The sequence below is a fragment of the Nonomuraea sp. H19 genome (assembly GCF_052068215.1).
Lineage (GTDB): Bacteria > Actinomycetota > Actinomycetes > Streptosporangiales > Streptosporangiaceae > Nonomuraea.
This window is the reverse complement of sequence record NZ_JBQHCV010000001.1, coordinates 357,268-384,243: the sequence shown is the minus strand read 5'-3', so window position 1 is coordinate 384,243 and position 26,976 is coordinate 357,268. Positions and strand designations below refer to the sequence as shown.

The following is a 26,976-nucleotide window of genomic DNA, read 5'->3' as shown; positions in this document are numbered from 1 at the left end:
CTGGTAGGCGCGGAGCATCGACATATGCGCGCTTGTGTCGCCACCACCGTCCACCATCCCGAGGACGCCCGGATCATGCACCGGCAGATCAGGGCGCTGCTCGACGAAGGCCACGAGGTGACCTACGTCGCGCCGTTCACGTACTTCAACGTGACCCCGGCCATGGGGCTCACCGCGATCGACGTGGCGCGGCAGGCCCCGTACAGCAGGGCCCGCGCGGCGCTGAGACGCGGCGTCAAGGGCGCGGACCTGCTGATCGTGCACGACCACCGGCTGCTGCGCGCGCTGCCCTACCGGCGCCCTCCGGTCGTCTGGGACGTGCGCGAGGAAGTCACGTCCGGGCAGCTCGCCCGCGCCGAGCGCCGCCACCAAGTGGTCACGCCCGCCGTGGTGCCCGAAGCGACCCTGGTGTCGCCCAGCCCGCCTCCTCCCGGCGACACCAGGGTCGTCCACATCGGCCGCCTGTCGATCGAGCGCGGCGTGACGGAGCTGATCGGCCTGGCCGAGCGGCTGATCCCGTACGGGATCAGGCTGGACCTGATCGGGGCCGCGGCGCGCGAGGTGCGCCCGCTGCTGCGCGACGCGCAGCGGGTCGGCCTGCTCGACTGGTTCGGGTACGTCCCGAACCGGCACGCGCTGCGCATGGCGGAGGGCGCGCTGGCCGGCCTGTCGCTGGCCGGTGACACGGTGCGGGCCGTACCGACGAAGATCATGGACTACATGGGCCGCGGGCTGCCGGTGATCACCACGCCGCCGGGTGCCGCGCTGGTGGAGGGCGCCGGCTGCGGGCTGGTGGTGCCGCTGGACGTGGACGCCGTGCTGAACGCCGTACTGGACCTGAAGGAGGACCCGGTGCGGCGGGCCAGGCTGGGCGCGCGCGGCCACGCCGAGGCGCGCCTGCGCCACCACTGGCCGGACCACGCGGCGGCCTTCGTGCGCCGCGCCGAGTCGTGGGCCGGCCAGCCGGCCGCGCACGCGCTGGCCGTCTAGGGGCGGTCGAGGTCGAAGGTCACGTCGGCCAGACGGACCGTGCGCACGCGCGGGTCCTCGATGATCTCGCGCAGTGCCTTGATCGTGGTGACCTGGTCGACGTAGGCGTAGGCGAGACCCTCGTTCGCGGCCTTGCGCAGGCGCGCCAGGGACAGGTCGAAGGCCCGCAGATTGGCGCCGTCGTGGTCGCGCAGCATGCCGACCCAGGCTCGGAAGCTCCTCAGGTCACCGACGCACCCTTCCTGCTCCACGCCCTTCTGGCCGTCACTCCAGTAGGCGGGGCTCCAGGTGATGGACAGCGCACCGGGCCTGCGCTCGTAGGCGATCTTCTCCGGACAGCTCTTGTACCGTTCCGCGAAAGCCTTCATGTCGGCCTCGGCGAGCGGCGTCGCGAACTCCACCACCACCAGCGCTCTGAGGTCCTCCGGCAGCCGCTTGAGCACCTTGCGGACCTCCTCCTTCGGCGCGAGGGTGGTGCCGACGTCGTACAGGGAGAGGGAGAGCTTGGTGTTGGCGGTGCTGCCCAGCGGCAGGCGGCCCACGCGGCCGAAGAGGTTCTGGCTCACGGAGTAGCGCTCGCCACCGACCGGCCAGAAGCCGCCCACGGCGCGCAGCGGGCTGGCGCGCACGTCGAAGGACATCCCCAGCGGAGTGGTCTCGCAGCAGTGGTCGACGTCCACGCTGTAGCCGGGGTTGTAGATCTTGAACGCGGTGCCCAGCACGTCCGTCATACGCCGCTCCCGGTCGCCGCGCGTCTGCAGGAGCGTCGAGCCGACCGTGGCGACCAGCGCGAGCGCCAGCAGGACCGCCAGGACGTTGGAGGTCGTCCTGAGGAGTCCCCGCCGGACAGCCCTCCGGGCGAGCTTCGGGTCGAAGTCCGGCATTTCCGGAAAGTCGTCAGTCATGGATGTCTCCGTAGATGTCGGCGAAGGCGTTTCTGGCCCGCCACACGGCGGTCTTGATCGAGGCGTGCTTCCTGCCGGTCATCGCGGCCACCTCCACCAGCGAGAAGCCCTCGAAATAGACCAGCGTGAGCAGCCTGCGGTGCTGCTCGGGGAGCCGGTCCAGGGCGTCGCGCACGTCGAGGGAGGCCACGTGGAGCGGGGGCACGCCGAGCTCGCCGGAGTCCGGCAGGGCCAGCTCGCGGCGGTGGCGGCGGACATGGTCCACGAGGACGTTGCGGGCGATCGTGAGCAGCCAGGCGGCCGGGTTCTCGCCGCGCCAGCCCAGCAGGGCTCTGGTGGCCTTGACGAACGTCTCCTGGGCCAGGTCCTCCGCGAGATGCGGGTCACGGGTCCTGCGCAGGAGGAACCCGCACACGAGCGGCCAGTGCTCGCGGTACAGCTCCTCGATGATGACGACCCCCGTATTCTTCCGATTGTCACATCACACCTAGACGGCACCGGGTCGGGAATGGTCACACGGCTCGGGGATTGATGTACTGGAACCATGGCATCGCATCTGATCCAGGGCCGGACGGTGGGCATGCCTGTCCGGGTGAGGGAAGCGGAGATCTGCAGCGCCTTCTACCCGGTGCCTGCCGACGCCGCCAGGGCGGTCATCGCCTACTCCGGCCTCGACGTGGCCGAGGTCCTTCCCGGCAAGGCCGTCTGCGTACTGCTGTTCGTCGACTACCGTGACGGGGACCTCGACACCTACCACGAGTTCGGAATGGCCTTCCTGGTCCGCCCGCCGGGCGCGGCGGGGTCCACGGGGCTGGGTGATCTGCGGCAGGCCGGGGTGTTCGTGCACTGGCTGCCCGTGGACCAGCGGTTCACGCTGGAGGCGGGGCGGAGGCTGTGGGGGTTCCCGAAGGAGCTGGCGGACATCGAGCTGCGGCTCGGCTCACCGTACAAGCGGTGTGTCCTGCGCAAGGACGGCAGGCTCGTGCTGGACATGCTGATCAAGCCGGGCGTGCCCGTGCCGGCCGCCACGGCGATGACGCCGATGGACACCTACACGCACCGGGAGGGGGTCACGCGGCGCATTCCCTGGTCCGTACGCGCCGGCGGCGCCAAGTTCCGGCCGGGCGGCGCGCTGATCCGGCTGGGCAACCACCCCATCGCCAAGGAGCTGAGCGAGCTGGGGCTGCCCAAGCGCGCGATGTTCACCTCGACGGTAGCGCGGGCCGCGATGACGTTCGGCGACGCGGCGATCGTCTGAGCGCGGCTCAGACGATCGGGGGGCGGCCGAGCTTGACCATGCGCCAGGCCGTGCGCCAGGCCATGGGACGGCGCTCGCCCGCGGGACTGCGCAGCCCCTCCAGGAAGCCGGCGAACCACGCCTTGAGCGCGACCCCGGAGCCGCGCTCGCGGATCAGGGTGAGCACGACCCAGTTGGTCAGGTAGAAGACCGCCAGCGGCCACGGCAGGTTGCGGCGGGCCAGCCAGACACGGTTGCGCGCGTTGAGCCGGTAGAACTGCGCGTGCCGGGTCGGCGGGACCTGCGGGTGGTACATCACCGTCTCGGCGTCGTATTCGATGCGGTAGCCCTCGCCCAGCAGCCGCCAGGCCAGGTCGGTCTCCTCGTGAGCGTAGAAGAACCGCTCGGGCAGCCCGCCCACCTGGAGGAAGGCCGATCGCCTGATGGCCGAGGCGCCGCCGAGGAACGTCGTGACGGGTGAGGAGCGCTGCGGATCGCCCGCGCGCAGCCGGGGAACGTGGCGCCGCTGGCCGATGCCGCCGTCGGGGTCCATGACCCGGAAAGAGATCACCGCGAGGTCCGGCTCGGTGGCGAAGCGGTCGCGCACGTGCGCGACGACCTTCTGGCTGGCATACCAGCCGTCGTCATCGAGGAACAGCACGACATCTCCCGAGCATTCCTCCACGCCGCGATTGCGGCCTGCGGGGATGCCGGTGTTGCGGTCGAGCCGGATCGATTTCACGACCGCGGCCGACCCCTCGGGTGGCTTCGCCGACACCTCGGGCACGTCGGCGCCGTTGCCCACGATCACCACCTCGACGTCGCCGTCGATCTGGTTGAGCGCTGACTCGACCGCCCGGTTCAGCTCCGCGACCCGGTTGCCCATGGTGAGGATGACGCACGAGATCTTCAACGAATCACTGTCCTGACGCGTTGAGAGCACGGGCGTGGCATTCTTTCATGATCACCGAGTCTGCTGGTATGCGTGTTCAAGTACGGGTGGAGCTAAGCGTATCGGAACCGGGGGTGAACCCCCACCGAACGGCGGACGTCCGATCAATACGACGGACGGGGAGCGCGTCCGGTTCCGACATGAGATCACGCCAGCCGCCTCGATGCCAGGATGCTTACCAAATGCAGGACAACCTGTAGGGCGGCGGCGACCACGCAGGCCACGATGAGCACCCGGGAGGCCGTGAGGTCGCCGAGCACCGCGTCGATCACCGCGGTCACCAGCGCGAGCATCGACAGCTCGATCGGCTGCACGATGCGGTGGAACTTCGTCGCCGACAGCACCCGCCTGCCCAGCCCCAGCAGCCCGGAGCGGAACTGCCCCACGGACGCCTCGGTGGCGGTCGGCAGTCCCCCCTTGGCCCGCGCCACGTCCACGAGGTCGGTCTCGGCCTTGATGAGGATCGCGCCGAGCGCGGCCGCGAAGCCCATCACGGTGTACCAGTCGGGCAGGACGGCCGACGCCCGCCAGCCCAGCCCGGCCAGCAGCGCGGCCTCGGCGAAATAGGCGCCGATGCGGTCGAGGTAGACGCCGGTCAGCGAGGTCTTCCCCGTCCAGCGGGCCAGCTCTCCGTCGGAACAGTCCAGCAGCAGGTAGACCTGCACGAGCAGGGCGGCGGCCACGGCCGCCCACAGCCCGGGCAGGGCCAGCACGACCCCGGCCACGACTCCGGCCACCGTCATGATCCAGGTGAGCTGGTTGGGCGTGACCGGCGTCTTGGTCAGCAGCCAGGTGACGTAGATGGACAGCCTGCGCATGTAGAGCACGCCCGCCCAGTGCTCGCCGTTCTTGCGCTCGAGGTGGCCCGCGGGCTGGGCCACCCGCCGCAGCTCAGCGACTGAAGGCGTGGACATAGTCCCCCACCCGATCGCGGATCTCGGAGTCCTGCATGCGCAGGTGCTCGAGGATCGTGTAGCGGCCGGGCCGGGTGGCCGGCGCCAGCGCGACGGCCTCGGCGAACTGCTCGGCGGTCAGCCCGATGTCGGCGGGCACGACGGGCAGTTCGTGCTTGCGCAGGCAGTCGACCACCTGCTGGACCCGAGCCTGGTCCGCGCGTAGGAAGAAACAGAAGGCGGCACCGATCCCGGCGAGCTCGCCGTGGTTGGAGGTGCCGGGAAAGAGCTGATCCACGGCATGAAGGATCTCATGATCTCCACCGCTCGCGGGCCGCGAGGAGCCGGCGATCACCATGGACATCCCCGACAGGATGAGGGATTCGGCCAGCACGGTCAGGAACGCGTCCGACTCGATGGAGTCGGTGCGGCCGATGAGCGCCTCGGCGGCGGTGCGGGCCATCGAGCAGGCCAGCCCGTCGATGGGCTCGCCGCGCTCGATGTTGCCGAGCTGCCAGTCCTCGATGGCCGACAGGTTGCTCACCACGTCCCCCACGCCCGCCCTGACCAGCGACTTGGGCGCGTTGTGCACGAAGTCGAGGTCCACCAGGATGGCCAGCGGCATCGGCACCCCGAACGTGCCCTTGCCGCCCTCGTACACGAGGGAGGCGGTGGGCGAGCAGATGCCGTCGTGGGACAGGTTGGTGGCCACCGCGACCATCGGGATGCCGGCCAGCGAGGCGGCGTATTTGGTGGCGTCGATCGTCTTGCCGCCGCCGACGCCGACCACGACCTCGTACGCGCCCTTGCGCAGGTCGGCGCCGAGGGAGACGGCCGCGTCGACCGATCCGTCGGCCACCCTGAACACTTCGGCCTCGCCCAGCGTGGGCGCGATCAGGCTCTCGATGTGGTCGCCCTGGCCGGGGCCGACGGCCACGGCGACCCGGCCGGAGGTCGCCACCCGGCTGTCGGCCAGCAGAGCACCGAGCTCGGCCACGGCGCCCCGCCGGACCTGCATGGTCAGGGGCGCCGGCAGCATCCTCGCGAGAAGCGGCATCCGCGCCTCCCTCAGTAACGCACGGCTATGGTGCGAGCCTTCGCCAGGTCGTCGTGGTTGTCCACCTCGACCCAGTCGACCTCGCCGATGGGCGCGGCGTGGATCACTTCCCCGCGCTCGACCATCTCCTGGTAACCGTCCTCGTAGTAGAGCTGCGGGTCGCGCTCGAACGTGGTCTTCAGCGCGTCGGCCAGCCCTTCGGCCGCGCCGGGCCTGATGAGGGTGGCGCCGATGTATTCGCCGTACGCCTCGGCCGGGTCCATCAGCTTGGTGATGCGCCGCAGCCCGCCCTCGGGCGAGAGCGTGACCTTCATCTCCTCGTCGGCGAGCTTCTTGACGTTGTCGACCGCGAGCAGGATGTCGCTCGTCTCGGGCGCGGACAGGAGCGTCTTCTCGACCGAGACCGGGTGCACGGTGTCGCCGTTGACCAGCAGCACGCCCTGGGAGAAGTAGTCGCGGGCGCACCACAGGGAGTAGGCGTTGTTCCACTCCTCGGCCTTGTCGTTGTGAACCAGGGTGAGCTTGACGCCGTACTTCTTCTCGAAGGCGTCCTTACGCTCGTGCACGGCCTGCGCCGCGTACCCGACGACGATCACGATCTCCCGCAGGTCCACCTCGGCGAAATTGCGCAGCGAGATGTCCATGATCGTGGTCTCGCCGTCGACCGGCACGAGCGCCTTGGGCAGCGTGTCGGTGTACGGCCGCAGGCGTCGTCCGGCCCCAGCGGCCAGCACCATTCCCAGCAACGTGCACTCCTCAGTCCAGCATTGGGCCGCTGAACGCGACCCACCGTAGGCCCAAAGGGTAGTTCCCTTTCGGCCCCCTGAGGGTAATCCGGCGCTAGTCTTGCGTTTCCATATCGGCCGCTTCCACGCCAGATTGGGGCGCGGCCAGCCAGCAGGTGAGGCTCTCCCAGCCGAACAGCGCCCACAGGTAGACCGCGAGCAGCACGTAGCCGACGGTCATCGGCCCCATGAGGGCGACCAGCGAGACGACCATCATCCGGCCGTCCCAGCCGAGCCCCAGCGTGCCCAGCCACGACGGCGGGTAGACGCGCTGGCGCAACCGGTAGACGAGATCATAGTGGTGGAAGGCCAGCGCGCCGAGCAGCAGGAAGACCAGCACGGGGTGCACCTGGTGCGCGAACCCGCACGCCGCGACGAAGCTGTATTCGATGAGCCGCAGGATCGGCGGGACGAGCCAGTCGACCCTGCCGTCGTGCGCGTGGGTGCTGCCGGGACCGGCCAGCAGCAGCGTCACGGCGGGCGCGAACACCGCCAGCCCGTCCGTTCCCGCCACGCCGAGTATCAGCAGCACGCCGGTGACGAACGTGCCCGCGATCACCGGCGGCAGCGGCGGCAGTTGCCCGGCCACGAGCAGGCCCATGGCGCGCGAGAGCGGCCCGTCGTCGCGGTAGGCCACGACGGTGCTGCTGGGAACGGGGGCCATGTGCACTGAGATCATCGTTTCGACCTCGCGATCCGTCCGGCGAGCTGGTAGAGGGCGGCCACGCCGCCCCAGCAGAGCAGTGCCAGGAACGTCACCCTGGCGTTCCAGACGGCTGCGGTGACGGCGATCAGCGCGGTGCGCTCACCGATGGGCAGCACGATGATCTTCTTGAACCAGCGCGCGATCGTCCGGCTGTCCATGCGCTCGGCGAGCCGGAGCAGGCCGGGCCCGTGCCGGGCGTCGGCCGGCTCCTGCAGGGAGCGGGGCGGCCGGCCCCACGTCGCGCCGCTCCGCGCGGCGTCGGAGACGGCCCCGCCGTACGCGTAGCCGATGGAGTGCCGGACGACCTGCAGGATCGTCGCGGCCACGGCGAGCGGCCAGATCCCGGGGTCGGCGGAGCCGAAGGCCAGCCCGACGTAGACGATGTATTCCTTCAGCCGGTCGGACATGCCGTCCGCCCAGGCCCCGAGCCGCGAGAACGAACGGGTGTAGCGGGCGAGCTGGCCGTCGAGGCAGTCGAGCACGAACGACAGGTAGAACAGCAGCGCCCCGGCCAGTCGTCCGCTCTGGGTGCCCGCCGAGAACCAGACGGCCGCCAGCAGGGCCAGGCCGATCGAGATGCCGGTGACGGTGTTGGGGGTGAGCTTGAGCTTGGCGGCCGGCCTGATCAGGTGACGCGACCAGGAGGAGACGAAGTAGGTGGCGAAGAAGCCGTCGTCCGCCTTGACGGCGGTGTCGAGCCGGACCTTGGCCTCGTCCACGTCGGCCAGCCCGGCGACGGCGGCGTCGGCGGCGTGCTGGCCGGCCACGCGGTCGGCGTGCAGCGGCCCGAGCCAGGCCGCCCGCACCGCCACGCCGGTCCTGACCAACCCGACCAGCAGCAGGTCCACGGCCTCGGCCGGGGTGACAGGGCCGAGCTTGCCGGTGTCGGCCAGCTCGGCCAGTTCCTCGGCGACGTCGGCCAGCGTGGTCAGGTCGGCCCCGCCCGCCTGGAGCACGCCTCTGAACGTGGCGTTCGCCTCGGGCACGACGTGGAAGGAGCTGCCCGCCGCGACGATCTTGCCGCCTTCCACGCGTACGGGCGGCCGCGTGGGGCCCGCGGTCACGCCGTGGGAGACCAGCGCGCCGGTGTCCCGGGCGGGGTGCTCCAGCAGCAGTGCCAGGGCCTCGTTATGGGCCACGAGGTCGGCGGGGAGCATGGCGACGGCGCCCGTCGCGGTCCTGGCGATCTTGGCGACGCCCCGCAGGTCCGCGCCGAGACCGCCGCCGGGCGTCACCACCTGGACGTCACGCGCGGGCGGGCCGGCGAGCTGGTCGCCGATCCGGTCGAGCAGCGTGCCGTCCCCGCAGGAGAGCCTGGCGGCCGGGGTCGTGGCGAGCAGCACGACCGTGGTCGTGGTGTCGCGGGTCGATGGGTCGGGCAAAGCGCAGGTCTCCTCCCGGTCGTTCGGGAGAGCGTGGACTTTGGGGGTGCGTAGCCACAGCGTAGCGACAGGTCAACGCGATATCACGGAACAGGGACCGTGCCCGGCGAGAAACCTGCTCATCAGCCTGCCGCCGTACTGCCGAGCCTGGCCAACGCCTGGCGGCAGTCCGTTCAGCAGGTATCTCATCGGTACGCTGCCGGTATGGATTCACGCTCGATTGGCGTGCTGCTCGCGGGCGGTGTGGGGCAGCGGGTGGGGTTGGCCACGCCCAAACAGCTCGTCGAGGTCGCGGGACGGACGATCATCGAGCACTCGCTGGCCGTGTTCGAGGCCGCGCCGGAGATCGACGAGATCGTGGTGCTGATGACGCCGGGCTACACCGACCGGGTGCGCGAGATCGTGGCCGCGGGCGGCTACCGCAAGGTCAGCAAGGTCGTGGAGGGCGGCGCGAGCCGTACCGAGAGCACCTGGCGGGCGTTGCAGGCGCTGGGGGCGGAGGAGTGCAACGTGCTGCTGCACGACGCCGTACGCCCGCTCCTGGAGCCCCGGATCATCACCGAGTGCGTCCGGGCACTGGAGAGGCATCAGGCCGTCAACGTGGCGATCCCGAGCTCCGACACGGTCCTGGTGGCCGTTCCCGCACCGGACGGGGAGATCATCGGGGAAGTGCTGGACCGCTCGCGGCTGCGGCGCAGCCAGACACCGCAGTGCTTCAAGCTGTCGGTGATCAGGCAGGCGTACGAGCGGGCGTTCGCCGACCCCGGCTTCGCCGGTCGCCCGGCCACCGACGACTGCGGCGTGGTGCTGCGTTACCTGCCCGAGGTGCCGATCCACCTGGTGCCCGGCAGCGAGCACAACATCAAGGTGACCCACCCCGCCGATCTGCACATCGCCGACCTGCTCTTCCGGCTCGCCACCGAGGCCCCGGAGCGCGAAGGCGACCGGAGCGCGCTCGACGGCCGGAGCATCGTGGTGTTCGGCGCCCACGAGCTCGCCGCCCTGGCCGCGGCGCACGGCGCGCACGTGCGTACCCTCACCAGGCTCGACGTGCGCGTGGAGGACGCCGAGTCGGTGGCCAAGGCGCTGTCCGGGTTCGGGGCGGTCGACCACGTGGTGCTCGCGCCGGGCGGACCCGACGAGTCCGCCGAGGTGAGTTACCTGGGCCCGCTCAACGTGGCCCGCGCCGCGCGCCCGCACCTGCGCGGGAGTCTGCTGCTGCTCGCCCCGCCCGGCGCCGGCGCGCTCCCCGCCTCGGCCAGGGCCGCGGTCGCCGAGCTGACCCGGGCACTGGCCCGCGAATGGGCGTCCGACGACATCCGGGTCAATTGCGTCAATACCAGCGCTTCTCCGCTCGCCATCGCACAGACTTCGCTGGACATCCTCATCTCCGACCTATCAGGGCAAGTCATAGACGTCCGCGTGGACGGCGCTTGACCTGACGGTTGTTACCGTGCGATCACATGAGGAAACTCATCGTGATCGCAGCGTTGCTCGGCTGCTACCCCGTCCTGTTCGTGGCGTCGGCCTGGCCCGCGCCGGTGCTGTTCGGGGTGGCCGCCGCGGTCTCCTACGCGGCGGAGTACGCCGCGGCGCGCGTCGCCAGGCGGCTGCCCGAGCTGCTCGCCATGGTGCACCTCGGGACCACGCTGCGCTTCGCGGCCCGGCAGACCGCCGCGCTGCTGCTGGTGGCGCGGACCGCGGGGGCCGACTCGCCATGGTTCGTGGCGCTGGCCGCCGGGATGCTGGCGATCCACGGGGTACGGGCCGCGCACTCGGGACTGGCGATGCGCCTCGTACGCACGCTGAGCAATTTGCCGATCACCACCCGCAACCTCGACGTCTCGGCGCTGCGCATCCCGAAGATGCCGCCGCGCTGGCTGCGCGACGTCCGCAGCGTGCGCTTCCTCTACCTGGACGCGCTGCCCGTGCTCGGCGCCGCGTCCGGCGCCGTGGCGGCGGCCGTCGGCGCGGGCGTGGCGGTCGCGGCCGGCGCGGCCGGGGCGCTGGCCCTCCTCCCGTACGTGCGGCGCGCCCTGCCGCTCACCGACAAGGCCAGGGTCATCGAGGTCGTGAGCGAGCAGGTCAGGGCCTACCGTCCCGAGGTCATCCTGTACTTCTCCGGCGCCACCGCGGCCGCCTACCAGGCCAGGATGTGGCTGCCCACGCTCGAACGCGGCAACCGGCGCGCCATCGTCGTGCTGCGCGAGCGCGGCATGGCCCGGCACCTGGAGCCCTCGTCGCTGCCGATGGTGTGCATCCCGTCGTCGGCCGACCTGATGAGCTTCCGCGCCCTGTCCAGCGCCAAGCTCTGCCTGTACGTCTCCAACGTCGGCAGGAACGTCCACATGCTGCGCATCCCCACCCTGCGCAGCGCGTTCCTCAACCACGGCGACAGCGACAAGGAGGCCTCGTTCAACCCGTTCTCCCGGGTGTACGACGAGGTGTGGGTGGCCGGCCCGGCGGGCCGGGACCGCTACCGGCGGGCCAAGGTGGGCGTCCGGGACGAGTGCATCCACGAGGTCGGCCGGCCGCAGCTCGAAGGCATCTCGACGAAGGGGCCCGGGCTGCCGTACCGGACCGTGCTGTACGCCCCCACGTGGGAGGGCTGGAACGACGACCTGCTCCACACGTCGCTGATCACCATGGGCCCGCGCATCGTGCGGGCGCTGCTCGACCACGATCCCCCGCTGCGGGTGATCTACAAGCCGCACCCGCTGACCGGCCATCGCGACAGGAGGGCCCTGCGCGCGCACCGGAAGATCGTGGCCATGATGGAGGGGGCCGAGCTGGCCGAGACGAAGGCCAGGCACCCCTCGCGGGCGGCCGGGGAGACGCCGCGGATCAGGCACCTGATCGTCACCGGTCCCGAGCCGCATCTCTACGACTGTTTCAACCAGTGCGACCTGCTGATCAGCGACATCTCCAGTGTCGTGGCCGACTTCCTGGCCAGCGAGAAGCCGTACGCGGTGACGAACGTCGCGGGCCTGCCCGAGCACGCCTTCCACGAGCGCTATCCGAGCACCGAGGCGGGCGTGTTGCTGGGCGCGGACCTGGCCGGCCTCGCGGAGTTCCTGGACGGGGAGGACACTCTGGCCCGAGCCAGGGTCAAGCTCAGGAGCTACCTGTTCGGGCCGGAGTATCCGGATGCGCTGACCCGCTTCAACGCGGCGGTCGAGCGGGTCTTCGCGGGGTCATGACTTCGGTGGCCGCGCCAGCTTCTTCGGGCTCGTGAGGAACCCCCAGCCCCATGAGCAGTGCATGGTGGCGTAGACGATCGGCAGCCGCAGCCGCGCCGCCATGGGCAGCCCACCGCCGGTCAGCACCGAGCCGGCGACGATGGCGAGCGCGTAGCCGCCGGGGATCACCAGCGCGAGCGGGAAGAACGGGGCGAGGACCAGCCCGAGCAGCATGGCCAGCACCGCGGCGGGCGGCGCCAGATAGCGCAGGTTGATCGTGCCCTCGTGGGTGCGCGCGACCACCCGACGCCAGCGACCGTAGTGGAAATACTGCTTGGCCAGCGCCTTGACGTTGGGCCTCGGCCGGTAGGAGACCCGCATGCGCGGCTGGAACCAGACCAGGCCGCCGCTCTGGCGGATGCGGTGGTTCATCTCCCAGTCCTGGGCCCGCTGGAAGTGCTCGTCGTAGCCGCCCACCCGGTCGAGCGCCGAGCGGCGGAAGACGCCGAGGTAGACGGTGTCGGCCGGGCCCGCCGTGCCGCCCACGTGGAAGGCGGCCGCGCCGACGCCGATCTTGGACGTCATGGCGCAGGCCACGGCCTGCTCGAAGGGCGTGATGCCCTCGGCCGCCATGATGCCGCCCACGTTGTCGGCGCCGGTCTCCGCCAGCGTCTCGACTGCCACGCGCAGGTAGTCGGGGGGCAGCATGGCATGCCCGTCGACCCTGGCGATGATGCCGCTTCTGGAAGCGGCGATCGCGGCGTTGAGCGCGTTGGGGGTGCGGCCCGTCGGGTTGGGCACCACGGTCACTCGGGGGTCGGCCGCCGCGATGGCCTCGGCGACCTCCTGTGTTCGGTCTCTGGAGGGACCCACGGCGAGAACGACTTCGATCTCACCTGGGTAGTTCTGGGCGAGGACCTGATCAACGGCCTCGCGAAGGTGCCGCTCCTCGTTGAGGACCGGCATGACGACGGAGATGGGGGGCCAGCCGCGCGTCTCCGCGGGCGCGTGCGGCGAGTCGGGGAACTGCTTCATGGCGGGGCTCACGCTACTGTACGGGCAGGGGAGGAGGGCAATCGAAAGCCCGATCCTCCGGGGTGACAAAGGGGGAGGCATGCGCGACACGGGCGAGGAGGACGCCGGTGTGCTCGTGGGCGGCGACGCCTACGGCGGCGTCAAGCTCCCACCCGGCCGCGCCCGCAGGCCGCTCAAGAGGAGCGCCAAGGCCCGCCGCCGCAACGTGATCGCCGCCGGCTTCATGTCCACCTGCGTGCTGGTCACCACCGGCGTGGTGTGGGCGACCCCGCGCCAGATCGGCACCGTGGACGCGGGTGTGACCGCGCCCTCGTCCCGTGGCGCGGAGAACATCCTGCTGGTCGGCGTCGACAAGCGCGACGACCTCACCCGCCAGCAGCAAAACCAGCTCAAACTGGGCCGCGAGGCGGGCCAGCGCACCGACACCATGATGGTGATCCACCTGTCGGAGGACCATCGCCGGGTCACCGTGGTGAGCCTGCCGCGCGACACCTGGACGACGATCCCCGGCAAGGGCGACCACAAGATCAACTCGGCTTACCAGTTCGGCGGGCCCAAGCTCACCAAGCAGACCGTGGAGGCCGCCACCGGGCTGCAGATCAACCGCTACATCGAGGTCAACATCCTCGGCTTCATCGACGTCGTGGACTCGCTCGGCGGCGTCACGGTCTGCACGCCCGTGCCGATCAACGACCCCAAGACCGGGCTCAACCTCCCCGCGGGCACTCACCAGTTGCAGGGCGCGCAGGCGCTCGGCTACGCCCGCACCCGGGCCACCGCCCGCTCCGACCTCGACCGCATCGACCGGCAGCAGCAGGTCATCTCGGCGCTGCTCAACCGGGCCCTGAGCGCCGACACGCTGGCCAACCCGGCCAAGCTGGCGGCGTTCGTCAACTCCACACTGAGCACGGTCAAGGTCGACCCCGACGACGGGCTGCTCGGCCTGGCCACGCAGCTACGGGACGTCTCGCTGGAGGATGTGAAGTTCGCCGAGGTGCCGCTGGCCAACGTCGACTTCAAGGCGTCCACCGGCGAGTCGGCGGTGTTGTGGGACAAGCAGGCGGCCCGCGACATGTTCGCCAGGATCAACGCCGACCAGGACCCGGCCAAGCCCACGCCGACCGCCAGCGCCAGCGCCACGCCGTCGGGCAAGCCGGCTCCGATCCCGCCCGGGCAGATCTCGCTCGAGATCAAGAACGGCACGCTCATCACCGGTCTCGGCGCCCGCACCAAAGCGGCGCTGGTCGCGTACGGTTTCAAGGTCCCCGACCAGCCCGGCAACACCGCCAAGAAGGACTACAAGAAGACCGTCGTCCGCTACGGAGCGGGCCAGGAGAACGCGGTGCGCACGGTGGCCGCCGCCATTCCCGGCGTCGAGCTGCGCAAGGCGGATATCGACGGCATCGAGGTCATCCTCGGCAGCGATCAGCCGAAAATACAGAATCAAAAGCCCACCTCCACCCCAACCGCCAAGCCGAGCGTTACACCAACGACGAAAACGGCAATGCAGAACATATGTAAGAAATAGTCATAACTTTCGGCGGCTCGGGCAGGTGAGGCCCATGGTGGTCAGGTGTTGGCGAGAAGACCCCTGTACGGTCCTTCACGTCGTGGGCGACCTCGACGTAGCGGGCGCTCCCCGGTTGCGGGCCGAGCTGGAGCAGGCCATCTCCGCCGCCGACCCCCTCAAGCTGGTCGTCGACCTGACCGAGGTCCCGTTCTGCGACTCCGTCGGCCTCGGCGTGCTGGTGGCCACGCTCAACCAGATACAGCGCCTGCATGGACGCATGATTCTCGTGCTCGCCCCCGGCATGATCCGGCACCTGCTGATGATCACCAACCTGGACCGGCATTTCGAGATGAGCGAGTCCCTCGGCGAGGCGCGAACCGCCCTCGTCGGCGCTGCGTAGGAATGAAATCCGCGCATCGGACTGCCGCATCGATCGCTCGATCAGCCACGACAGCAGAGCAGCATGAGCGGATTTGTCATTCGAAAAAGATCCGGGGTGTGCGAGAACATGGTCATGTCATCTCGGGCACACCTCTCCACGGTCTCATGACCTGCTGGGAGAGCCCCATCACGGTGTGGAGGCTTTCACGTTGTTCGACCAGTTCCCCGAGCCCGCTCGCTCCCAGCTCGCCGCCGCGTTCGACGAGGGCAGGACGCGGCCTGAGTGGTGCTTCGCGGAAGAGCGGGCCCGCCTGGCTTACTGGGCCCCCTTCGCCGGCGCGGAGCCGGCGATCATCTGGCAGTTCGACCCTGGCCCCGACCCCGTCGCCGCCGCCGAGTTGCTGCGCCGCAGCCTGGGCGCGATGGGCGTCACCAAGATAATCCACGACATCGCCCTCAAACCCGGACTCACCCCTGTCGTCGATCGCGCCGTCGAGCACGAGGCGCTGACCCTGGCCGGGTTCGCCATGGAGGTCGAGCGGCTGATGCTCGAATGGGTGGCGGGCACCGACCTCCCCCCGGATCCGGGGAGGCTCACCTACCGCCCGGCGCGCCTCATGGACCCCGCCGAGGTCCTCGACATCCTCGTACGCATCTCCGAGGGCTCTCTCGACTACGACACACAGGTCGAGGTGGCCACGGAGGGGGCCGAGCACGAGGCCCGATGGATGTACGACGACCTGATGCAGCGCAAGGCCAAGCCCGACTGGTTCGTCATCGGCCATCTCGGGGACTCCCCCGTGGGCTTGGTGGCTCCCGACGACCACTCCATCGCCTACATCGGCGTCGTCCCCGAGCACCGCGGCCACGGCTACGTCAACGACCTCCTGTCCCGGGGCACCCGGACGCTGGCCGAGGCCGGCGTGCAGCGCATCGTCGCGGCCACGGATGTCGCCAACGTCCCGACCGCCGACGCGTTCCTGCGTGCTGGATACTCGGAGATCGGCCGGCTGTTCCGCTATTACTGGAGGACATCGTGAGACTTGGCGTCATGTTCGACCGAGACCTGCCACCCGAGCAGCTCATCCCGTTCGCGAGGGCGCTGGACGAGACGTCCGTGGACGACCTGTGGGTGGTGGAGGACCTGGGCTGGACCGGCGGCATCTCGTCGGCCGCCACCGCCCTCGCCGCCACCTCCCGCCTGCGGGTCGGCATCGGCATCGCCCCCGCTCCGCTCCGCAACCCGGTGCTGCTGGCGATGGAGCTGGCCAACCTGGCCCGCGTGCACCCCGGGCGGCTCGCCGCCGGGATCGGGCACGGCGTACAGGACTGGATGCGCCAGGTGGGGGCCGCTCCGGCGTCGCCGCTGGCGCTGCTGGAGGAGACGATCACGGCGGTGCGCGCGTTGCTGCGCGGCCAGACCGTCACCCTGCACGGCAGGGAGGTCCACTTGGACGAGGTGTCGCTGGTGCATCCGCCGGCGGAGCCGCCGCCCGTACTCGCCGGAGTGAAGGGGCCGCGCTCGCTGGCGCTGTCGGGCCGCGTGGCGCAGGGCACGATCCTGCCCGAGGGAGTGGGGCCCGCGCAGTTGCCCGCGATCCTGGACCAGATCGGGGGTGATGAGGATCACGAGCTGGTGGTCTTCACGTTCCTGCACACCGGGGCGGACGCCGCCGAGGTCGCCCGTCCGATGGTGGAGGGGCAGGCATCGTTCCTGGGGGTCGCTCCTGAGGATGTGGTGATGGCGACGGGCTCCCCGGAGCAGGCGGCGGCGCAGGTCAAGAGCTTGTGGGCGGCGGGGGCGGACACGGTGGCGGTGCGGCCGCTCGGCGCGGACCCGCTCCAGCACGTCACCGCCCTGCTGTCGGCCCTGTAGCAGCGCTTTCCCGCCGAACCGGCAACGGCGGGAAAGCACCTTCTCCACGGCCGACGCCCCCGCCTCCGTTGACCACGGAGGCCGCGCACATCCCTGGGCCCTGGAGGCCGCACGGACAGCATGGGCGGATGGCCGAATGGCCGAGGGCAGGGCGGTGACGTTCGGTCGAATGGCCGATGGTCGGCGGGCGATGCTCGGCCACGATCAAGTGCATGAGGCGAATGGCGGCATTAGCGGCATGTGCGGTGGCACTGGCGGCGAGCGGCTGCGGCGTGGACCTGGACGCCGAAGAGGTGCGCTCCGCCCAGTCGTTCCCTTTCACCGGGACCGACCTGAAGATCAGATCCTCCGTGGGCGGAGTACGCGTCCTCCCCGGCGCCGGCTCCACCGTCGAGGTCGAACGGTGGGTACGCGGCAAGGCCGCCGACGACGGCAACGCCACCTGGTCCCTGAGGGACGGCACTCTCCGGCTCGGCGCGAACTGCACCATGGTCGTCGGCGACTGCGGCGCCCGCTACCACGTCAAGGTCCCGCCCGGCGTACGGCTGTCGATCGACGCCCAGGACGGCGTCATCCTGAAGGGCCTCACCCAGGACGTGGACGTGTCCAGCCGGGACCGCATCCAGGTGTCGGGCACCACGGGAAAGCTGCGGTTGCTGAGCGAGGGTCCGATCACGGGCGACGGCCTGCGGTCGGCGAACGTCCGCTGCCGGACCTCGGACGGCGCGATCGACCTGTCGTTCGCGAGCCCGCCCATCGGCCTCGACCTGCAGTCCCGCGACGGCAAGGTGACGGCGACCGTACCGAAGGGCTCTTATGCGGTGACGGCGCGGAGCACGGACGGCAGCCAACGCTCCGAGATCAAGAACGATCCCAAGGCCACCAGCACGATCGTCGCCCGCAGCACGTCAGGAGACGTCCGGATCCTGGCCGGATGAAGCGCAGGGCGGCACGTTTACCGTAATCGGCCGGTAACCCTTGGCCTCCAGCTGGCGAACCTTCTGCGCACTCTGCGCGGCAGTGAGACCGTGGTAGGCCAAAGTCGGCGCCGCCTGAGTCCCGGCCGCCGGAGCCGTTCTTGGGCGATGCAACCTCACAGAAGAGGTAAGTCAGCTTACACAGCTAGCTGTAAATCGGTTTACACTTTCTTCCGTAACCGGATTTGCGGCCATGATGGAGGTAGATCATGGAGAAGCCACCTCACATCATCGGAAGAGAGCGACAGTGGCGCGCCATGGAGCACTTCCTCCTGGGCGGAGACCGCGACGCCCCGCTCCGGCTCGGCCTCGTGTCAGGACGTCGCCGAACAGGCAAAACACAGCTCCTCACCGCCGTGTGCGAGGCCCTGGGCGGCCTGTACATCGCGTGCGTCCAAGACGAAGGCGACCGCGCCGCCAGGCGAAGGTTCGCCTCGGCGCTGGCCCACCATGCCGGCCTGGGTGAGACCGTACGCGGAGAGCCCGAATCCTGGGAGCGCCTGCTACGCGCGGCCCTGGACACTGCGGCCCGCGTAGCCCCGCCAGGCCGCCCCGCCCTCGTCGTCATCGACGAGTTCCCATACGTGATGAGCAACGCGCCACAATTGCCGTCGCTCATCCAGCACCTGTACGACGACTCACAGCGAGGCCAGGCCCCGGGAGGGCGCCTGATTCTCTGCGGTTCGGCCTTGAGCGTGATGCACACGCTGCTGTCGGGAACGAAGCCGCTCAGGGGCCGGGCCATGATGGACATGCGCCTCAACGAGCTCGACTACCGCGAGGCCGCTGAGCTGTGGCGCATCCCGGACCCGGAGCTGGCCCTGCGCGTACACGCATGCGTCGGCGGCATCCCCGGCTACCGCCCACTCATGACCAGCACCCCGACGTCCGCCGACGACTTCGACGGCTGGGTGGCCGGCAACCTTCTCGCCGTCGACGTCAGCGTCTTCACCCGTACCGAAGTCGACTATCTCCTCCGCGAAGACCCGAGGATCACCGCCCGGTCCCTCTACTACGACATCCTGAGCGCGGTCGCGCAGGGCGCGCACACCCCGTCCAAGATCGGAGCGGCGACCGGCCGCGACAGCAACGCCATTCGCTACCCGATCAGCGTCCTCGAGTCCGCCGGCTACCTTGCCAGGACGCAGGATCTCATCCGCAGCAGAAAGCCGACGTTCAGGGTCTGCGACCCCATCATCCGTTTCGACCGTCTCATCACCGCCCCTCACCTCGGCCAACTCGAGTTGGGACGAGCCGAGCAAGTATGGCGCGCCGCCGCCCCGACGTTCCGATCCGACATCCTCGGTCCGCATCTGGAAGAACTCGCCCGCGAATGGGTGCACCGCTTCGCCCCCGACGAGCTGGGCCGGCCCATCGGCTTTGGTGCGGTGGGCTTCGGCAGTGTTCAGGACAACGCGGGACGCGCCAAGCACGACATCGACGTCATCGCCATTGAGAACAGCCGCGTACACCTCATCGGCGAGGCGAAGGCAACGCTCGCCCGTCGAGGACTGCCCGATCTGGAGCGCCTTGACGGCATCCGCGTTCTCCTCGCACGCGAGGGTCACGACACGACCGACCTGATCACCGTCCTCTTCTCGGTGACGGGCTTCACCCCTGACCTCGCCCGAACGGCCGCCTCCCGCGCCGACGTCGTCCTCGTGGACCTCAAGCGCCTGTATGGCCTCTGACCCACGGCAATCGGCCTGGTGCTTCTGTCGTCCGGGCGCCGCGCGCCGACGTGGTGACCTTCCTCAGCTCACCCTGTCAAAGGGGGTCGGCACCTGGCCCGTCCAGCGGTAGAGCTGCGCGCTGCCGGTCTGCTTGGTGACACCGTCCTCCGCGAGGGTCCCGGCCTTGGAGACGTAATACCGGCCCGCGCCCAGCGAGATCAGGCCGTACTCACCGGTGAACTCCCAGCCCCGCACACCGGAGGCGGCGTGCTGGAGACCGCCCGGGGCCAGGGTGAGCAAATTGCCCTGCTCAGGCTGAGGCTGACCCACGAGGTCCCCCTTCCTGGGCGACTCCGCGCCATTCACCATGAAGAACGAGTAGTTGGGGAACTGCGGCTTCTTGCCCTTGTACACGGCCATCATCCAGTTGCCGGTGTGCTCGTCGTATTCGAGGTTCTGCACGCCGTACGTGGTGTTGCCCGTGTAGGCGAAGTACTTGCCGTCGGCCTGCTCGGGCCCGCTGGAATGCGGGTCGCTCTCGGTGAGCGGCTTCTCGTACTTCTTCCACTGCTGGATGTCGTACTGGAGCAGGACCTGGTAGTCGTTGTCCTGTCGCTCCACGTTGGAGTAGATGCCGTACGCGACCGTGAGCTTTTGCCTGCCGCCCTTCTTCCCGAACTCCGGTCCGAAGGACACGCCGTCGATGCCGCTGCAGCCGTAGCGATGGTCGGGGGTGTTGGCGACGTTGCCGTCGAACTTGCCGTCCCCGTTCATGTCCGCGACGTAGTCGGCCACGACCTCCTTGAGGTAGACCGTCTTGACGACGTCGCTGGTCTGAGCGTCCATGTTCATGCTGGTGATGCGGTCGACGTCGAAGATCGCGATGTAGAAGGACTTCTGCGCCTTGTACTCCAGGGAGCCGTACACGCGGCCGTCCTTGGCGTTGAAGTCCAGATCGCCGAGGTGCCCGGTGAAGCCGGTCACCGAGCCGACGGGGTTGCCCTTGAGGTCCGTCTTGACCAGGAGGTTGGTGAAGGAGAAGTACATGTACCCCTTGCGCTGGTCGATGGCGATGCCCTGGACGTGGCCGGCGGCCCAGGCGCCGCCGGAGATCTCACTGGGCAGTTCCTGGGGGCGGTCGGCGACGGCCGGGGCGGACAGCAGGGCGAGAGAGGCGGTGGCGGCCATGGTGAGCGTAAGGATCTTGCGCATGGTGCGGTACCCGTCTTCGGTTCTCGGTTAACGATCAGACCGAGAGCTGACGGTATACCGATCTCATGGCGATGTCTGACAAATGTATTAACTGCCAGTGAATTGCGACGGAACTACACATTCGGTGCCATAGCGGCAACCAACTCGACCTCGAACCCGTCCTTGTCCTCCAGGTACGCGGCATAGTGCCGCTCCCCGCCGGCATGGGGATGGCGGTCGGGGAACATCAACGTCCAGCCGTACGCGGGCGCCTGCTCGACCAGCGCATCGACCTGGGCACGGCTTCCCACGTGAAAGGCCAGGTGGTTCAAGCCGGGACGGCAACGATCGTGCCGATCGGCGGAAAGCGCCGGCGACTGCTCCAGGACCAGGTACGTGACTCCCAGCCGCCAACTGCGGCCATCGCTCCAGTCCTGGAAAACGGTGTATCCCAGCGCGTCGAGCAGCCATTGCCAGCCGCCGATCGCCCGCTGCAGATCGGGCACCCAGATCTCGACGTGGTGCAGCATCCCGGTGGCGGGCTCGACGCTCATGCCGTGGCTCCTATCAGTTCACGGTCGTGTCGAGGGTGACCGTGGGAAAGTCAGCGATGAGGTCGCGTGCGCGCATGGCAAGCCTCCGCTGCGCCGGCATGTGGTCCGCGTCGACCGGCCCGCTCATGTACCGCGGCGCGGCGCGTGCACTAGCGTCCCCTTTGTGGCTTCTTTCGCCAGACTAGCCGGTCGGGCGGTGGCGGGCGCCGGAGTGCTGGCGCTGTCACCGGTCCTGGGCCTTGCCACGCTGGCCGGGATGGCGATGGTGGGCGCGGAGCCGACGACGTTCGCGGTGACGGGCCTGGCGGTCTTCGCCTCGATGTTCTTTCTGGGACTGCTGCTGTGCGTGCCCAGGCCTAGGGTCGCGTGGGGGCGATGGCTACGGGCGGCAGTGGTCCTCGGGGCGGAGGCGACGGTGGTCTGGCACGTCAGCGTGGCCACCTTGCGCCCGGCTCCGTCCCACACTCCCCTGGCGCCGGTGGCCGGGCAGCGCGAGTGGCAGCTTCCGACGGGCTCGGAACTTGCGTACGTACGGCTCGCGCCGAAGCGGGTCACCCGGCCCGACCCCGTGGTGTTCCTGCACGGCGGGCCCGGCGTGGCGGACCTGGCGGCATCCTCGGCGTTCTTCGGGAAGCTGACGGCAAACGGCTACCAGGTGTACGTCTACGACCAGCTCGGAGCCGGGCGCTCGGCGCGGCTGCGGGACCCTCGGGGGTACGGGCTGACCCGCGACGTAGCGGACCTGGAGGCCATCCGCCAGGCCATAGGCGCCAAGCGGCTGAACCTGATCGCCCAGGACTACGGCGCCCAGCTCGCCGCCGCCTACCTGGCCGCGCACCCGGACCGCGTCGCGAGGGCGGTGCTCTCCTCCCCCGCCGGACTCTCCCCGGCCGGCCCGTTGTCGTCTCCCGATTCTCCGGCCGGACCATCCCAGGGGTCCCCCGCTGAGACCTCCCCCTCCACCGAGCCGTCCCAGGGAGCACCCGATTCGGCGCCCCAAGGGCGAGAGCCGGACGGGAAGGTCGAGGCGGCGGCGGTGTTCGGACGCGGCGGGACGCCGGATCCGCGCCTGCTCGCCGTCTCCACGCTGCTGCGGGTGGACCCGCAGGCGGCGCACGCGTTTGCGGGTGACCGGGAGCTGGACGCCTATCTCGACCTCGTCCGCCAGACAGCTCCGCATCCCTGCCCCGCCGCCGAAACCGGCTCCGGGGGTTACGTCGGCCTGACCGGGCGGGCCGCGCCGGGTTCCCTCCGGCTGAGCCTGACCGAGGTGACGGCGCCCGTGCTGATCGTCAAGGGCCAGTGCGACGAGCAGAGCTGGGCGTCGGCCATGGACTTCCGGCGGGCGCTGCCCTCGGCCACGCTCGCCTACCTCGGCGGCGGCACGTACCGGAGTGAGGCGTATCTCGGGCTCCTGCGGGCGTTTCTGTCCGGCCGTCCGGTGCCCGCTTACAAGGGCCAGGGCCCGCCCCCCGGCTAGCGGGTTCGGGAGACCCATGAAGCTGAGCTGCGCCGTTGGCGGCATCTCCGCGTCTGACAACACGGATGGGTGCACGACCATGGCGATGCCCGGTCGACAGCACGTGACCATTCTAGGCCTTAGGGATCACCGGCGGGCTGTCAGCGTTAGTTGCCGTGAAGCCCAGCAGCAGTTCGCCGGTCGTCTCGGGCGCTTCGAACATGGGTATGTGCCCGACGCCGGGCAGCAGTTCGACCCGCGCGTTCGGCACCGCGTCGTACTGGTGCGCCGACGACGGCTCCCAGCGGCGGTCGGCAGTGCCGAAGATCGCCAGCATTGGGACGTCGAGGGCGGCGAGACGTTCGGGCACGCTCCGCTGGGCGATGTACGCGGTGTTGCGGCGCAGCACCGTCCTGAACGTGCGGTACGTGGTGCCCCGTACATCGGCGACCAAGTCGTCTGGGATATCCACGGGGCGAGCGCACGTCGCGCTTATCCCCTTGCGGATCATCGCGTCCGAACGCCTCGACCACAGGAGCGGGCCGAGAGGCGGGGCCATGAGGACCCGAAGAAGCAATGGCTGTGGAAGGAGCGCATCGGGACTCGGGCCGGTGCTGATCAGCGCAAGCGACCTCACCAGGTCGGGGCGCTGTTCGGCAAGCGCGGTGGCGATGTAGCCGCCGCTGGAGTGCCCGACCGTGGTGACGTGACGAAGGCCGAGGTCGTCGAGCACCGCCGCCACCCGCCCCGCCTGCACGGGCACGTCGTATGACGGCGCGGGCGGGGACTGGCCGCAGCCCGGGAGGTCGACCCGGATGACGTGATGGTGGCCGGCGAGTGCCGGGACCACCGGGCTCCAGGAAGCGCCCGAGAACCCCGATCCGTGTACGAGCAACAGCGGCGGCGCCTCCCGCGGGCCGTCGTGGACCACGTGCATCCCATGCGACTGCTCAAGGTTGTACTCACTCATGCAGAAGACGATGCATGGGCTGCCGACTATCAGTCTTGGACAAATGTCGTCGGGCTCACCTGTTGTGTGATCGTCACCGCCGCGCTGGTCCAAGACCGTGACGGCGCAGTTCCTCCAGGCAATGCCAGCTCGGCCGTCGTGGGACCCGGGTCCGGGTCGCGGGCCCAGGCAGCCGCGAGGACCTGTCGCTCCCGATGGATGTCGGCGGGGCGCCGGCCGTTCCCGCGCCGGTGCGGCTCCGTGCACATCGGCCATGGCTCCTCCACCGGCCACAGAAGGGGCCCGCCCACGGAACTGAACGACACGTCCGGGCTGCCCGGACGAGGGTGCAGCCGGGTAGTCGTGCCGCGGTAAGCGGCCAGCTCCGGGAACAACACCTCGACATCGAGCGGGCGTGGCGGCGTGGTCCTCGTCACGGATGCGATCTTAGACAACACCTCAGCTACCGGGAGCCCGCTCCCATTCTCAGGTCAGCGGCCCGAACATGACCGAAGCCGACCGTCTCCTGGCTCGAACTCCGACACCAAATCCCTTTGTCAGCAGGCTCTTACGGAACAGGAACGGAACAGTGATCACCAAGCCCGGAATCGACGCACCAGCGAACCCCGCCCCGCCTTGCCGGTGAGCGGGGTTTCCGCTGCTCAGGGCCTACTTCAGGAGTTGGCGGGCCATGACCACGCGCTGGATCTGGTTGGTGCCCTCGTAGATCTGGGTGATCTTGGCGTCGCGCATCATGCGTTCCACCGGGAAGTCCTTCGTGTAGCCGTAGCCGCCCAGCAGTTGCACCGCGTCCGTGGTGATCTCCATTGCCGCGTCCGAGGCTGCGCACTTCGCGGCGCTCGACAGGAACGTGAGGTCCTTCTGGGGCTCGCCGTTCATGGCGCGTTCCGACTTCGCGGCCGCGTGGTACGTGAGCTGCCGCGCCGCCTCCAGCTTCATCGCCATGTCGGCGATCATGAACTGCAGGCCCTGGAAATCGGCCACCGGGCGGCCGAACTGCTTGCGTTCCTTCACGTAGCCGATCGCGAAGTCCAATGCGCCCTGCGCGATGCCAAGGGCCTGGGCGGCGATGGTGATCCTGGTGTGGTCCAGCGTTGCCAGGGCTGTTTTGAAGCCCGTGCCCGGGGCGCCGATCATGCGGCTGGCCGGAATTCTCACGTTGTCCAGGATCACCTGGCGGGTCGGCGAGCCCTTGATGCCGAGCTTCTTTTCCTTGGGGCCGAAGGAGACGCCCTCGTCCGATTTCTCAATGACGAAGGCCGAGATGCCACGCGGGCCGGCCGCCGGGTCCGTTACCGCCATCAGCGTGTAGTACTCCGACACCCCGGCGTTGGTGATCCACATCTTGGTGCCGTTGAGTACGTACTCGTCCCCGTCCGCAACCGCCTTCGTCTTCATCGCGGCCGCGTCCGAGCCCGCTTCCGGCTCCGACAGCGCGTACGAGAACATGGCCTCCCCCCTCGCCACCGGCGCCAGGTAGCGGGACTTGAGCTCCTCCGACGCGGACAGGAGGAGCGGGACCGTGCCGAGCTTGTTGACGGCGGGGATCAGGGAGGACGACGCGCAGGCGCGGGCCACCTCCTCGATGACGATCACCGTCGCCAGCGCGTCCGCCCCGGCGCCCCCGTACTGCTCAGGGATGTGTACGGCGTGCAGGTCCGCCGCCACGAGCGCCTTGTAGACGTCCCAGGAGAACTCCTCGGTCTCGTCGGCCTCCGCCGCGTGTGGGGCGATCTTCTCGTCGGCCAGGGCCCGGACCGTCTCCCTGAGCATGTCGTGTTCTTCGGGGGGCGCGTAAAGAGGGAAGCTCATGCGTCAAATACTAGGACGTCCGACCATCTTGTTACTAGCCGGTACGGTTTGCGAAGACAGGCAGGTGGCACGTTAGGAAGTAGCGAGGGCCGGTAGCATGCCTGCGCGATCGAAAGGAGCTCTCTCGTGCCATATCGCCTCACGGTGATCGGGACCGGATACCTGGGGATCACGCATGCTGCCTGCATGGCGGATCTCGGACTCGACGTCCTGGGCCTCGACATCGACGCCGACAAGGTCCGCCGGCTCAACAACGGTGAGCTCCCGATCCACGAGCCGGGACTCGAATCCGTGCTGCGCCGCGGACTCCAATCCGGCCGCCTTCGCTTCACCACCTCGTACGAGGAGATCGCCGAGTTCGGCGACGTGCATTTCGTGTGCGTGGGCACGCCGCAGAAACGCGGCGAGTACGCCGCGGACGTCTCCTACATGGACGCCGCCATCGAATCCCTCGCGCCGCTCCTCGACCGGGAGTGCCTGGTCGTCGGCAAGTCCACCGTGCCCGTCGGCACCGCCGAGCGGCTCGCCGACAAGCTGACCCGGATGGCTCCGGCGGGGATCGAGGCCGAGCTGGCGTGGAACCCCGAGTTCCTGCGGGAAGGATTCGCCGTTCAGGACACCCTGCACCCGGATCGGATCGTGCTCGGCGTGCGCACCGAGCGCGCGGAGAAGGTGCTGCGTGAGGTGTACGAGCCGCTGGGCGACGTTCCGTTCGTGGTGACGGATTTCGCCACGTCCGAGCTGGTCAAGACGGCGGCCAATGCCTTCCTGGCCACCAAGATCTCTTTTATCAACGCCATGGCCGAGGTCTGCGAGGCCGCCCATGCCGACGTCAAGCAGCTCTCCGAAGCGCTCTCGTACGACGACCGCATCGGCGGCCGGTTCCTGAACGCCGGGCTCGGGTTCGGCGGCGGCTGCCTGCCCAAGGACATCCGAGCTTTCATGGCGCGGGCCGGCGAGCTGGGGGCGGACCAGGCGCTGACGTTCCTGCGCGAGGTGGACGCCATCAACATGCGGCGGCGCGCCCGCATGGTGGACCTGGCCAGAGAGCTGGCCGGCGGCTCCTTCCACGGGTGCACGGTCGGCGTGCTGGGGGCGGCGTTCAAGCCGAACTCGGACGACATTCGCGACTCCCCCGCCCTCGACGTCGCCGTGACGATCGGCCACCAGGGCGGACAGGTCACCGTGTACGACCCGATCGCGCTCGACAACGCTCGCAAGGCTCACCCGGAGCTGAACTATGGCGAGTCGGCCGTCGATGCGGTTCGCGGCGCGCACGTGGTGCTGCTGCTGACCGAGTGGCGGGAGTTCGTGGATCTCGATCCGGAGCAGCTGGGTGCGGTGGTCGCGACCCGGCGCATCGTGGACGGGCGCAATGCCTTGAACGCCGAGACGTGGCGGTCGGCCGGCTGGCACTACCGCGCCCTGGGCCGGCCCTAGAGCGCCGCAGGT

The 26,976-nt window shown here is 69.7% G+C and carries 27 protein-coding genes; 12 read left to right on the top strand and 15 right to left on the bottom strand.

What is annotated here, in order from left to right; genetic code table 11:
* Positions 1-24 precede the first annotated feature (24 nt).
* Positions 25-990 carry a glycosyltransferase gene (locus ACTMTI_RS01825; protein WP_441117786.1) on the top strand — a complete coding sequence of 322 codons (966 nt, stop codon included), beginning with the start codon at positions 25-27 and terminating at the stop codon, positions 988-990.
* Here the strand turns inward: ACTMTI_RS01825 and ACTMTI_RS01820 are convergent.
* Positions 987-1,895: a hypothetical protein gene (locus tag ACTMTI_RS01820; RefSeq protein WP_441117784.1), complete on the bottom strand. Its 909-nt coding sequence runs from the start codon at positions 1,893-1,895 to the stop codon at positions 987-989. The two genes, ACTMTI_RS01825 and ACTMTI_RS01820, sit on opposite strands and share 4 nt — an antisense overlap.
* Positions 1,888-2,334, bottom strand: a complete 447-nt coding sequence (locus ACTMTI_RS01815; protein WP_441118138.1) for an RNA polymerase sigma factor — start codon at positions 2,332-2,334, stop codon at positions 1,888-1,890. The genes ACTMTI_RS01820 and ACTMTI_RS01815 overlap by 8 nt, the downstream gene beginning before the upstream one ends.
* A gap of 105 nt (positions 2,335-2,439) precedes the next feature.
* Between ACTMTI_RS01815 and ACTMTI_RS01810 the strand changes: the two genes are divergently transcribed.
* The gene (locus ACTMTI_RS01810) at positions 2,440-3,153 is read left to right on the top strand and encodes an acetoacetate decarboxylase family protein (protein WP_441117782.1); all 714 of its coding nucleotides are present in this window, start codon (positions 2,440-2,442) and stop codon (positions 3,151-3,153) included.
* Between the two features lie 7 nt (positions 3,154-3,160).
* Here the strand turns inward: ACTMTI_RS01810 and ACTMTI_RS01805 are convergent, their stop codons facing one another.
* From ACTMTI_RS01805 to ACTMTI_RS01780, 6 genes are all read right to left on the bottom strand, one after another.
* Positions 3,161-4,045 (bottom strand): glycosyltransferase family 2 protein, encoded by an 885-nt coding sequence (locus ACTMTI_RS01805; protein WP_441117780.1) that lies wholly within the window; start codon positions 4,043-4,045, stop codon positions 3,161-3,163.
* A 185-nt stretch (positions 4,046-4,230) separates the two neighbouring features.
* Complete coding sequence (locus ACTMTI_RS01800; protein WP_441117778.1) at positions 4,231-4,998, bottom strand: CDP-alcohol phosphatidyltransferase family protein; 768 nt, start codon at positions 4,996-4,998, stop codon at positions 4,231-4,233.
* Positions 4,976-6,016, bottom strand: a complete 1,041-nt coding sequence (locus tag ACTMTI_RS01795) for an iron-containing alcohol dehydrogenase family protein (RefSeq protein ID WP_441118137.1) — start codon at positions 6,014-6,016, stop codon at positions 4,976-4,978. The genes ACTMTI_RS01800 and ACTMTI_RS01795 overlap by 23 nt, the downstream gene beginning before the upstream one ends.
* A 29-nt stretch (positions 6,017-6,045) precedes the next feature.
* Positions 6,046-6,780: a sugar phosphate nucleotidyltransferase gene (locus tag ACTMTI_RS01790; RefSeq protein WP_441117776.1), complete on the bottom strand. Its 735-nt coding sequence runs from the start codon at positions 6,778-6,780 to the stop codon at positions 6,046-6,048.
* Positions 6,781-6,874: 94 nt separating this feature from the next.
* Positions 6,875-7,498: a DUF5941 domain-containing protein gene (locus ACTMTI_RS01785; protein WP_441117774.1), complete on the bottom strand. Its 624-nt coding sequence runs from the start codon at positions 7,496-7,498 to the stop codon at positions 6,875-6,877.
* Positions 7,495-8,907 (bottom strand): CDP-alcohol phosphatidyltransferase family protein, encoded by a 1,413-nt coding sequence (locus ACTMTI_RS01780; RefSeq protein WP_441117772.1) that lies wholly within the window; start codon positions 8,905-8,907, stop codon positions 7,495-7,497. Before ACTMTI_RS01780 ends, ACTMTI_RS01785 begins: the two co-directional genes overlap by 4 nt.
* A gap of 204 nt (positions 8,908-9,111) precedes the next feature.
* Between ACTMTI_RS01780 and ACTMTI_RS01775 the strand changes: the two genes are divergently transcribed.
* Positions 9,112-10,344 (top strand): 2-C-methyl-D-erythritol 4-phosphate cytidylyltransferase, encoded by a 1,233-nt coding sequence (locus ACTMTI_RS01775; RefSeq protein WP_441117770.1) that lies wholly within the window; start codon positions 9,112-9,114, stop codon positions 10,342-10,344.
* A 26-nt stretch (positions 10,345-10,370) separates the two neighbouring features.
* Positions 10,371-12,107 (top strand): CDP-glycerol glycerophosphotransferase family protein, encoded by a 1,737-nt coding sequence (locus tag ACTMTI_RS01770; protein ID WP_441117769.1) that lies wholly within the window; start codon positions 10,371-10,373, stop codon positions 12,105-12,107.
* On the opposite strand, the gene ACTMTI_RS01765 is transcribed toward ACTMTI_RS01770, so the two are convergent.
* Positions 12,102-13,121, bottom strand: a complete 1,020-nt coding sequence (locus ACTMTI_RS01765; RefSeq protein WP_441117767.1) for a glycosyltransferase family 2 protein — start codon at positions 13,119-13,121, stop codon at positions 12,102-12,104. The genes ACTMTI_RS01770 and ACTMTI_RS01765 overlap by 6 nt on opposite strands.
* Before the next feature lie 79 nt (positions 13,122-13,200).
* On the opposite strand from ACTMTI_RS01765, the gene ACTMTI_RS01760 reads away from it, so the two are divergent.
* The 5 genes from ACTMTI_RS01760 to ACTMTI_RS01740 all read left to right on the top strand — a co-directional run bounded on the left by ACTMTI_RS01760 (position 13,201) and on the right by ACTMTI_RS01740 (position 17,826).
* Positions 13,201-14,649: an LCP family protein gene (locus tag ACTMTI_RS01760; protein WP_441117765.1), complete on the top strand. Its 1,449-nt coding sequence runs from the start codon at positions 13,201-13,203 to the stop codon at positions 14,647-14,649.
* 34 nt (positions 14,650-14,683) lie between these two features.
* Positions 14,684-15,031 (top strand): STAS domain-containing protein, encoded by a 348-nt coding sequence (locus tag ACTMTI_RS01755; protein WP_441117763.1) that lies wholly within the window; start codon positions 14,684-14,686, stop codon positions 15,029-15,031.
* 175 nt (positions 15,032-15,206) lie between these two features.
* The gene (locus tag ACTMTI_RS01750) at positions 15,207-16,052 is read left to right on the top strand and encodes a GNAT family N-acetyltransferase (RefSeq protein WP_441117761.1); all 846 of its coding nucleotides are present in this window, start codon (positions 15,207-15,209) and stop codon (positions 16,050-16,052) included.
* A gap of 11 nt (positions 16,053-16,063) precedes the next feature.
* Complete coding sequence (locus tag ACTMTI_RS01745) at positions 16,064-16,888, top strand: LLM class flavin-dependent oxidoreductase (RefSeq protein ID WP_441117759.1); 825 nt, start codon at positions 16,064-16,066, stop codon at positions 16,886-16,888.
* 212 nt (positions 16,889-17,100) lie between these two features.
* Entirely contained in the window at positions 17,101-17,826 is a 726-nt protein-coding gene (locus ACTMTI_RS01740) for a DUF4097 family beta strand repeat-containing protein (protein ID WP_441117757.1), read from the top strand.
* Here ACTMTI_RS01740 and ACTMTI_RS01735 read toward each other — a convergent pair.
* The gene (locus ACTMTI_RS01735) at positions 17,797-17,985 is read right to left on the bottom strand and encodes a hypothetical protein (protein WP_441117756.1); all 189 of its coding nucleotides are present in this window, start codon (positions 17,983-17,985) and stop codon (positions 17,797-17,799) included. The genes ACTMTI_RS01740 and ACTMTI_RS01735 overlap by 30 nt on opposite strands.
* 89 nt (positions 17,986-18,074) lie before the next feature.
* Between ACTMTI_RS01735 and ACTMTI_RS01730 the strand changes: the two genes are divergently transcribed.
* Positions 18,075-19,556 carry an AAA family ATPase gene (locus ACTMTI_RS01730; protein ID WP_441117755.1) on the top strand — a complete coding sequence of 494 codons (1,482 nt, stop codon included), beginning with the start codon at positions 18,075-18,077 and terminating at the stop codon, positions 19,554-19,556.
* 63 nt (positions 19,557-19,619) lie between these two features.
* Here ACTMTI_RS01730 and ACTMTI_RS01725 read toward each other — a convergent pair whose 3' ends face one another.
* A complete protein-coding gene (locus ACTMTI_RS01725; RefSeq protein ID WP_441117754.1) occupies positions 19,620-20,750 on the bottom strand; it encodes a hypothetical protein in 1,131 nt (376 codons plus the stop codon).
* 113 nt (positions 20,751-20,863) lie between these two features.
* Positions 20,864-21,283, bottom strand: a complete 420-nt coding sequence (locus ACTMTI_RS01720) for a VOC family protein (RefSeq protein WP_441117753.1) — start codon at positions 21,281-21,283, stop codon at positions 20,864-20,866.
* Between the two features lie 163 nt (positions 21,284-21,446).
* On the opposite strand from ACTMTI_RS01720, the gene ACTMTI_RS01715 reads away from it, so the two are divergent.
* Positions 21,447-22,763: an alpha/beta fold hydrolase gene (locus ACTMTI_RS01715; RefSeq protein WP_441117752.1), complete on the top strand. Its 1,317-nt coding sequence runs from the start codon at positions 21,447-21,449 to the stop codon at positions 22,761-22,763.
* Between the two features lie 112 nt (positions 22,764-22,875).
* Here the strand turns inward: ACTMTI_RS01715 and ACTMTI_RS01710 are convergent, their stop codons facing one another.
* From ACTMTI_RS01710 to ACTMTI_RS01700, 3 genes are all read right to left on the bottom strand, one after another.
* The gene (locus ACTMTI_RS01710; protein WP_441117751.1) at positions 22,876-23,712 is read right to left on the bottom strand and encodes an alpha/beta fold hydrolase; all 837 of its coding nucleotides are present in this window, start codon (positions 23,710-23,712) and stop codon (positions 22,876-22,878) included.
* Between the two features lie 29 nt (positions 23,713-23,741).
* A complete protein-coding gene (locus ACTMTI_RS01705) occupies positions 23,742-24,128 on the bottom strand; it encodes a hypothetical protein (protein ID WP_441117750.1) in 387 nt (128 codons plus the stop codon).
* A 232-nt stretch (positions 24,129-24,360) separates the two neighbouring features.
* Complete coding sequence (locus ACTMTI_RS01700) at positions 24,361-25,524, bottom strand: acyl-CoA dehydrogenase family protein (RefSeq protein WP_441117748.1); 1,164 nt, start codon at positions 25,522-25,524, stop codon at positions 24,361-24,363.
* A 126-nt stretch (positions 25,525-25,650) separates the two neighbouring features.
* Here ACTMTI_RS01700 and ACTMTI_RS01695 point away from each other — a divergent pair, with 126 nt between their 5' ends.
* Positions 25,651-26,964, top strand: coding sequence for a UDP-glucose dehydrogenase family protein (locus ACTMTI_RS01695; RefSeq protein WP_441117746.1), 1,314 nt, complete (start codon positions 25,651-25,653; stop codon positions 26,962-26,964).
* The last annotated feature ends 12 nt before the right edge of the window (positions 26,965-26,976 follow it).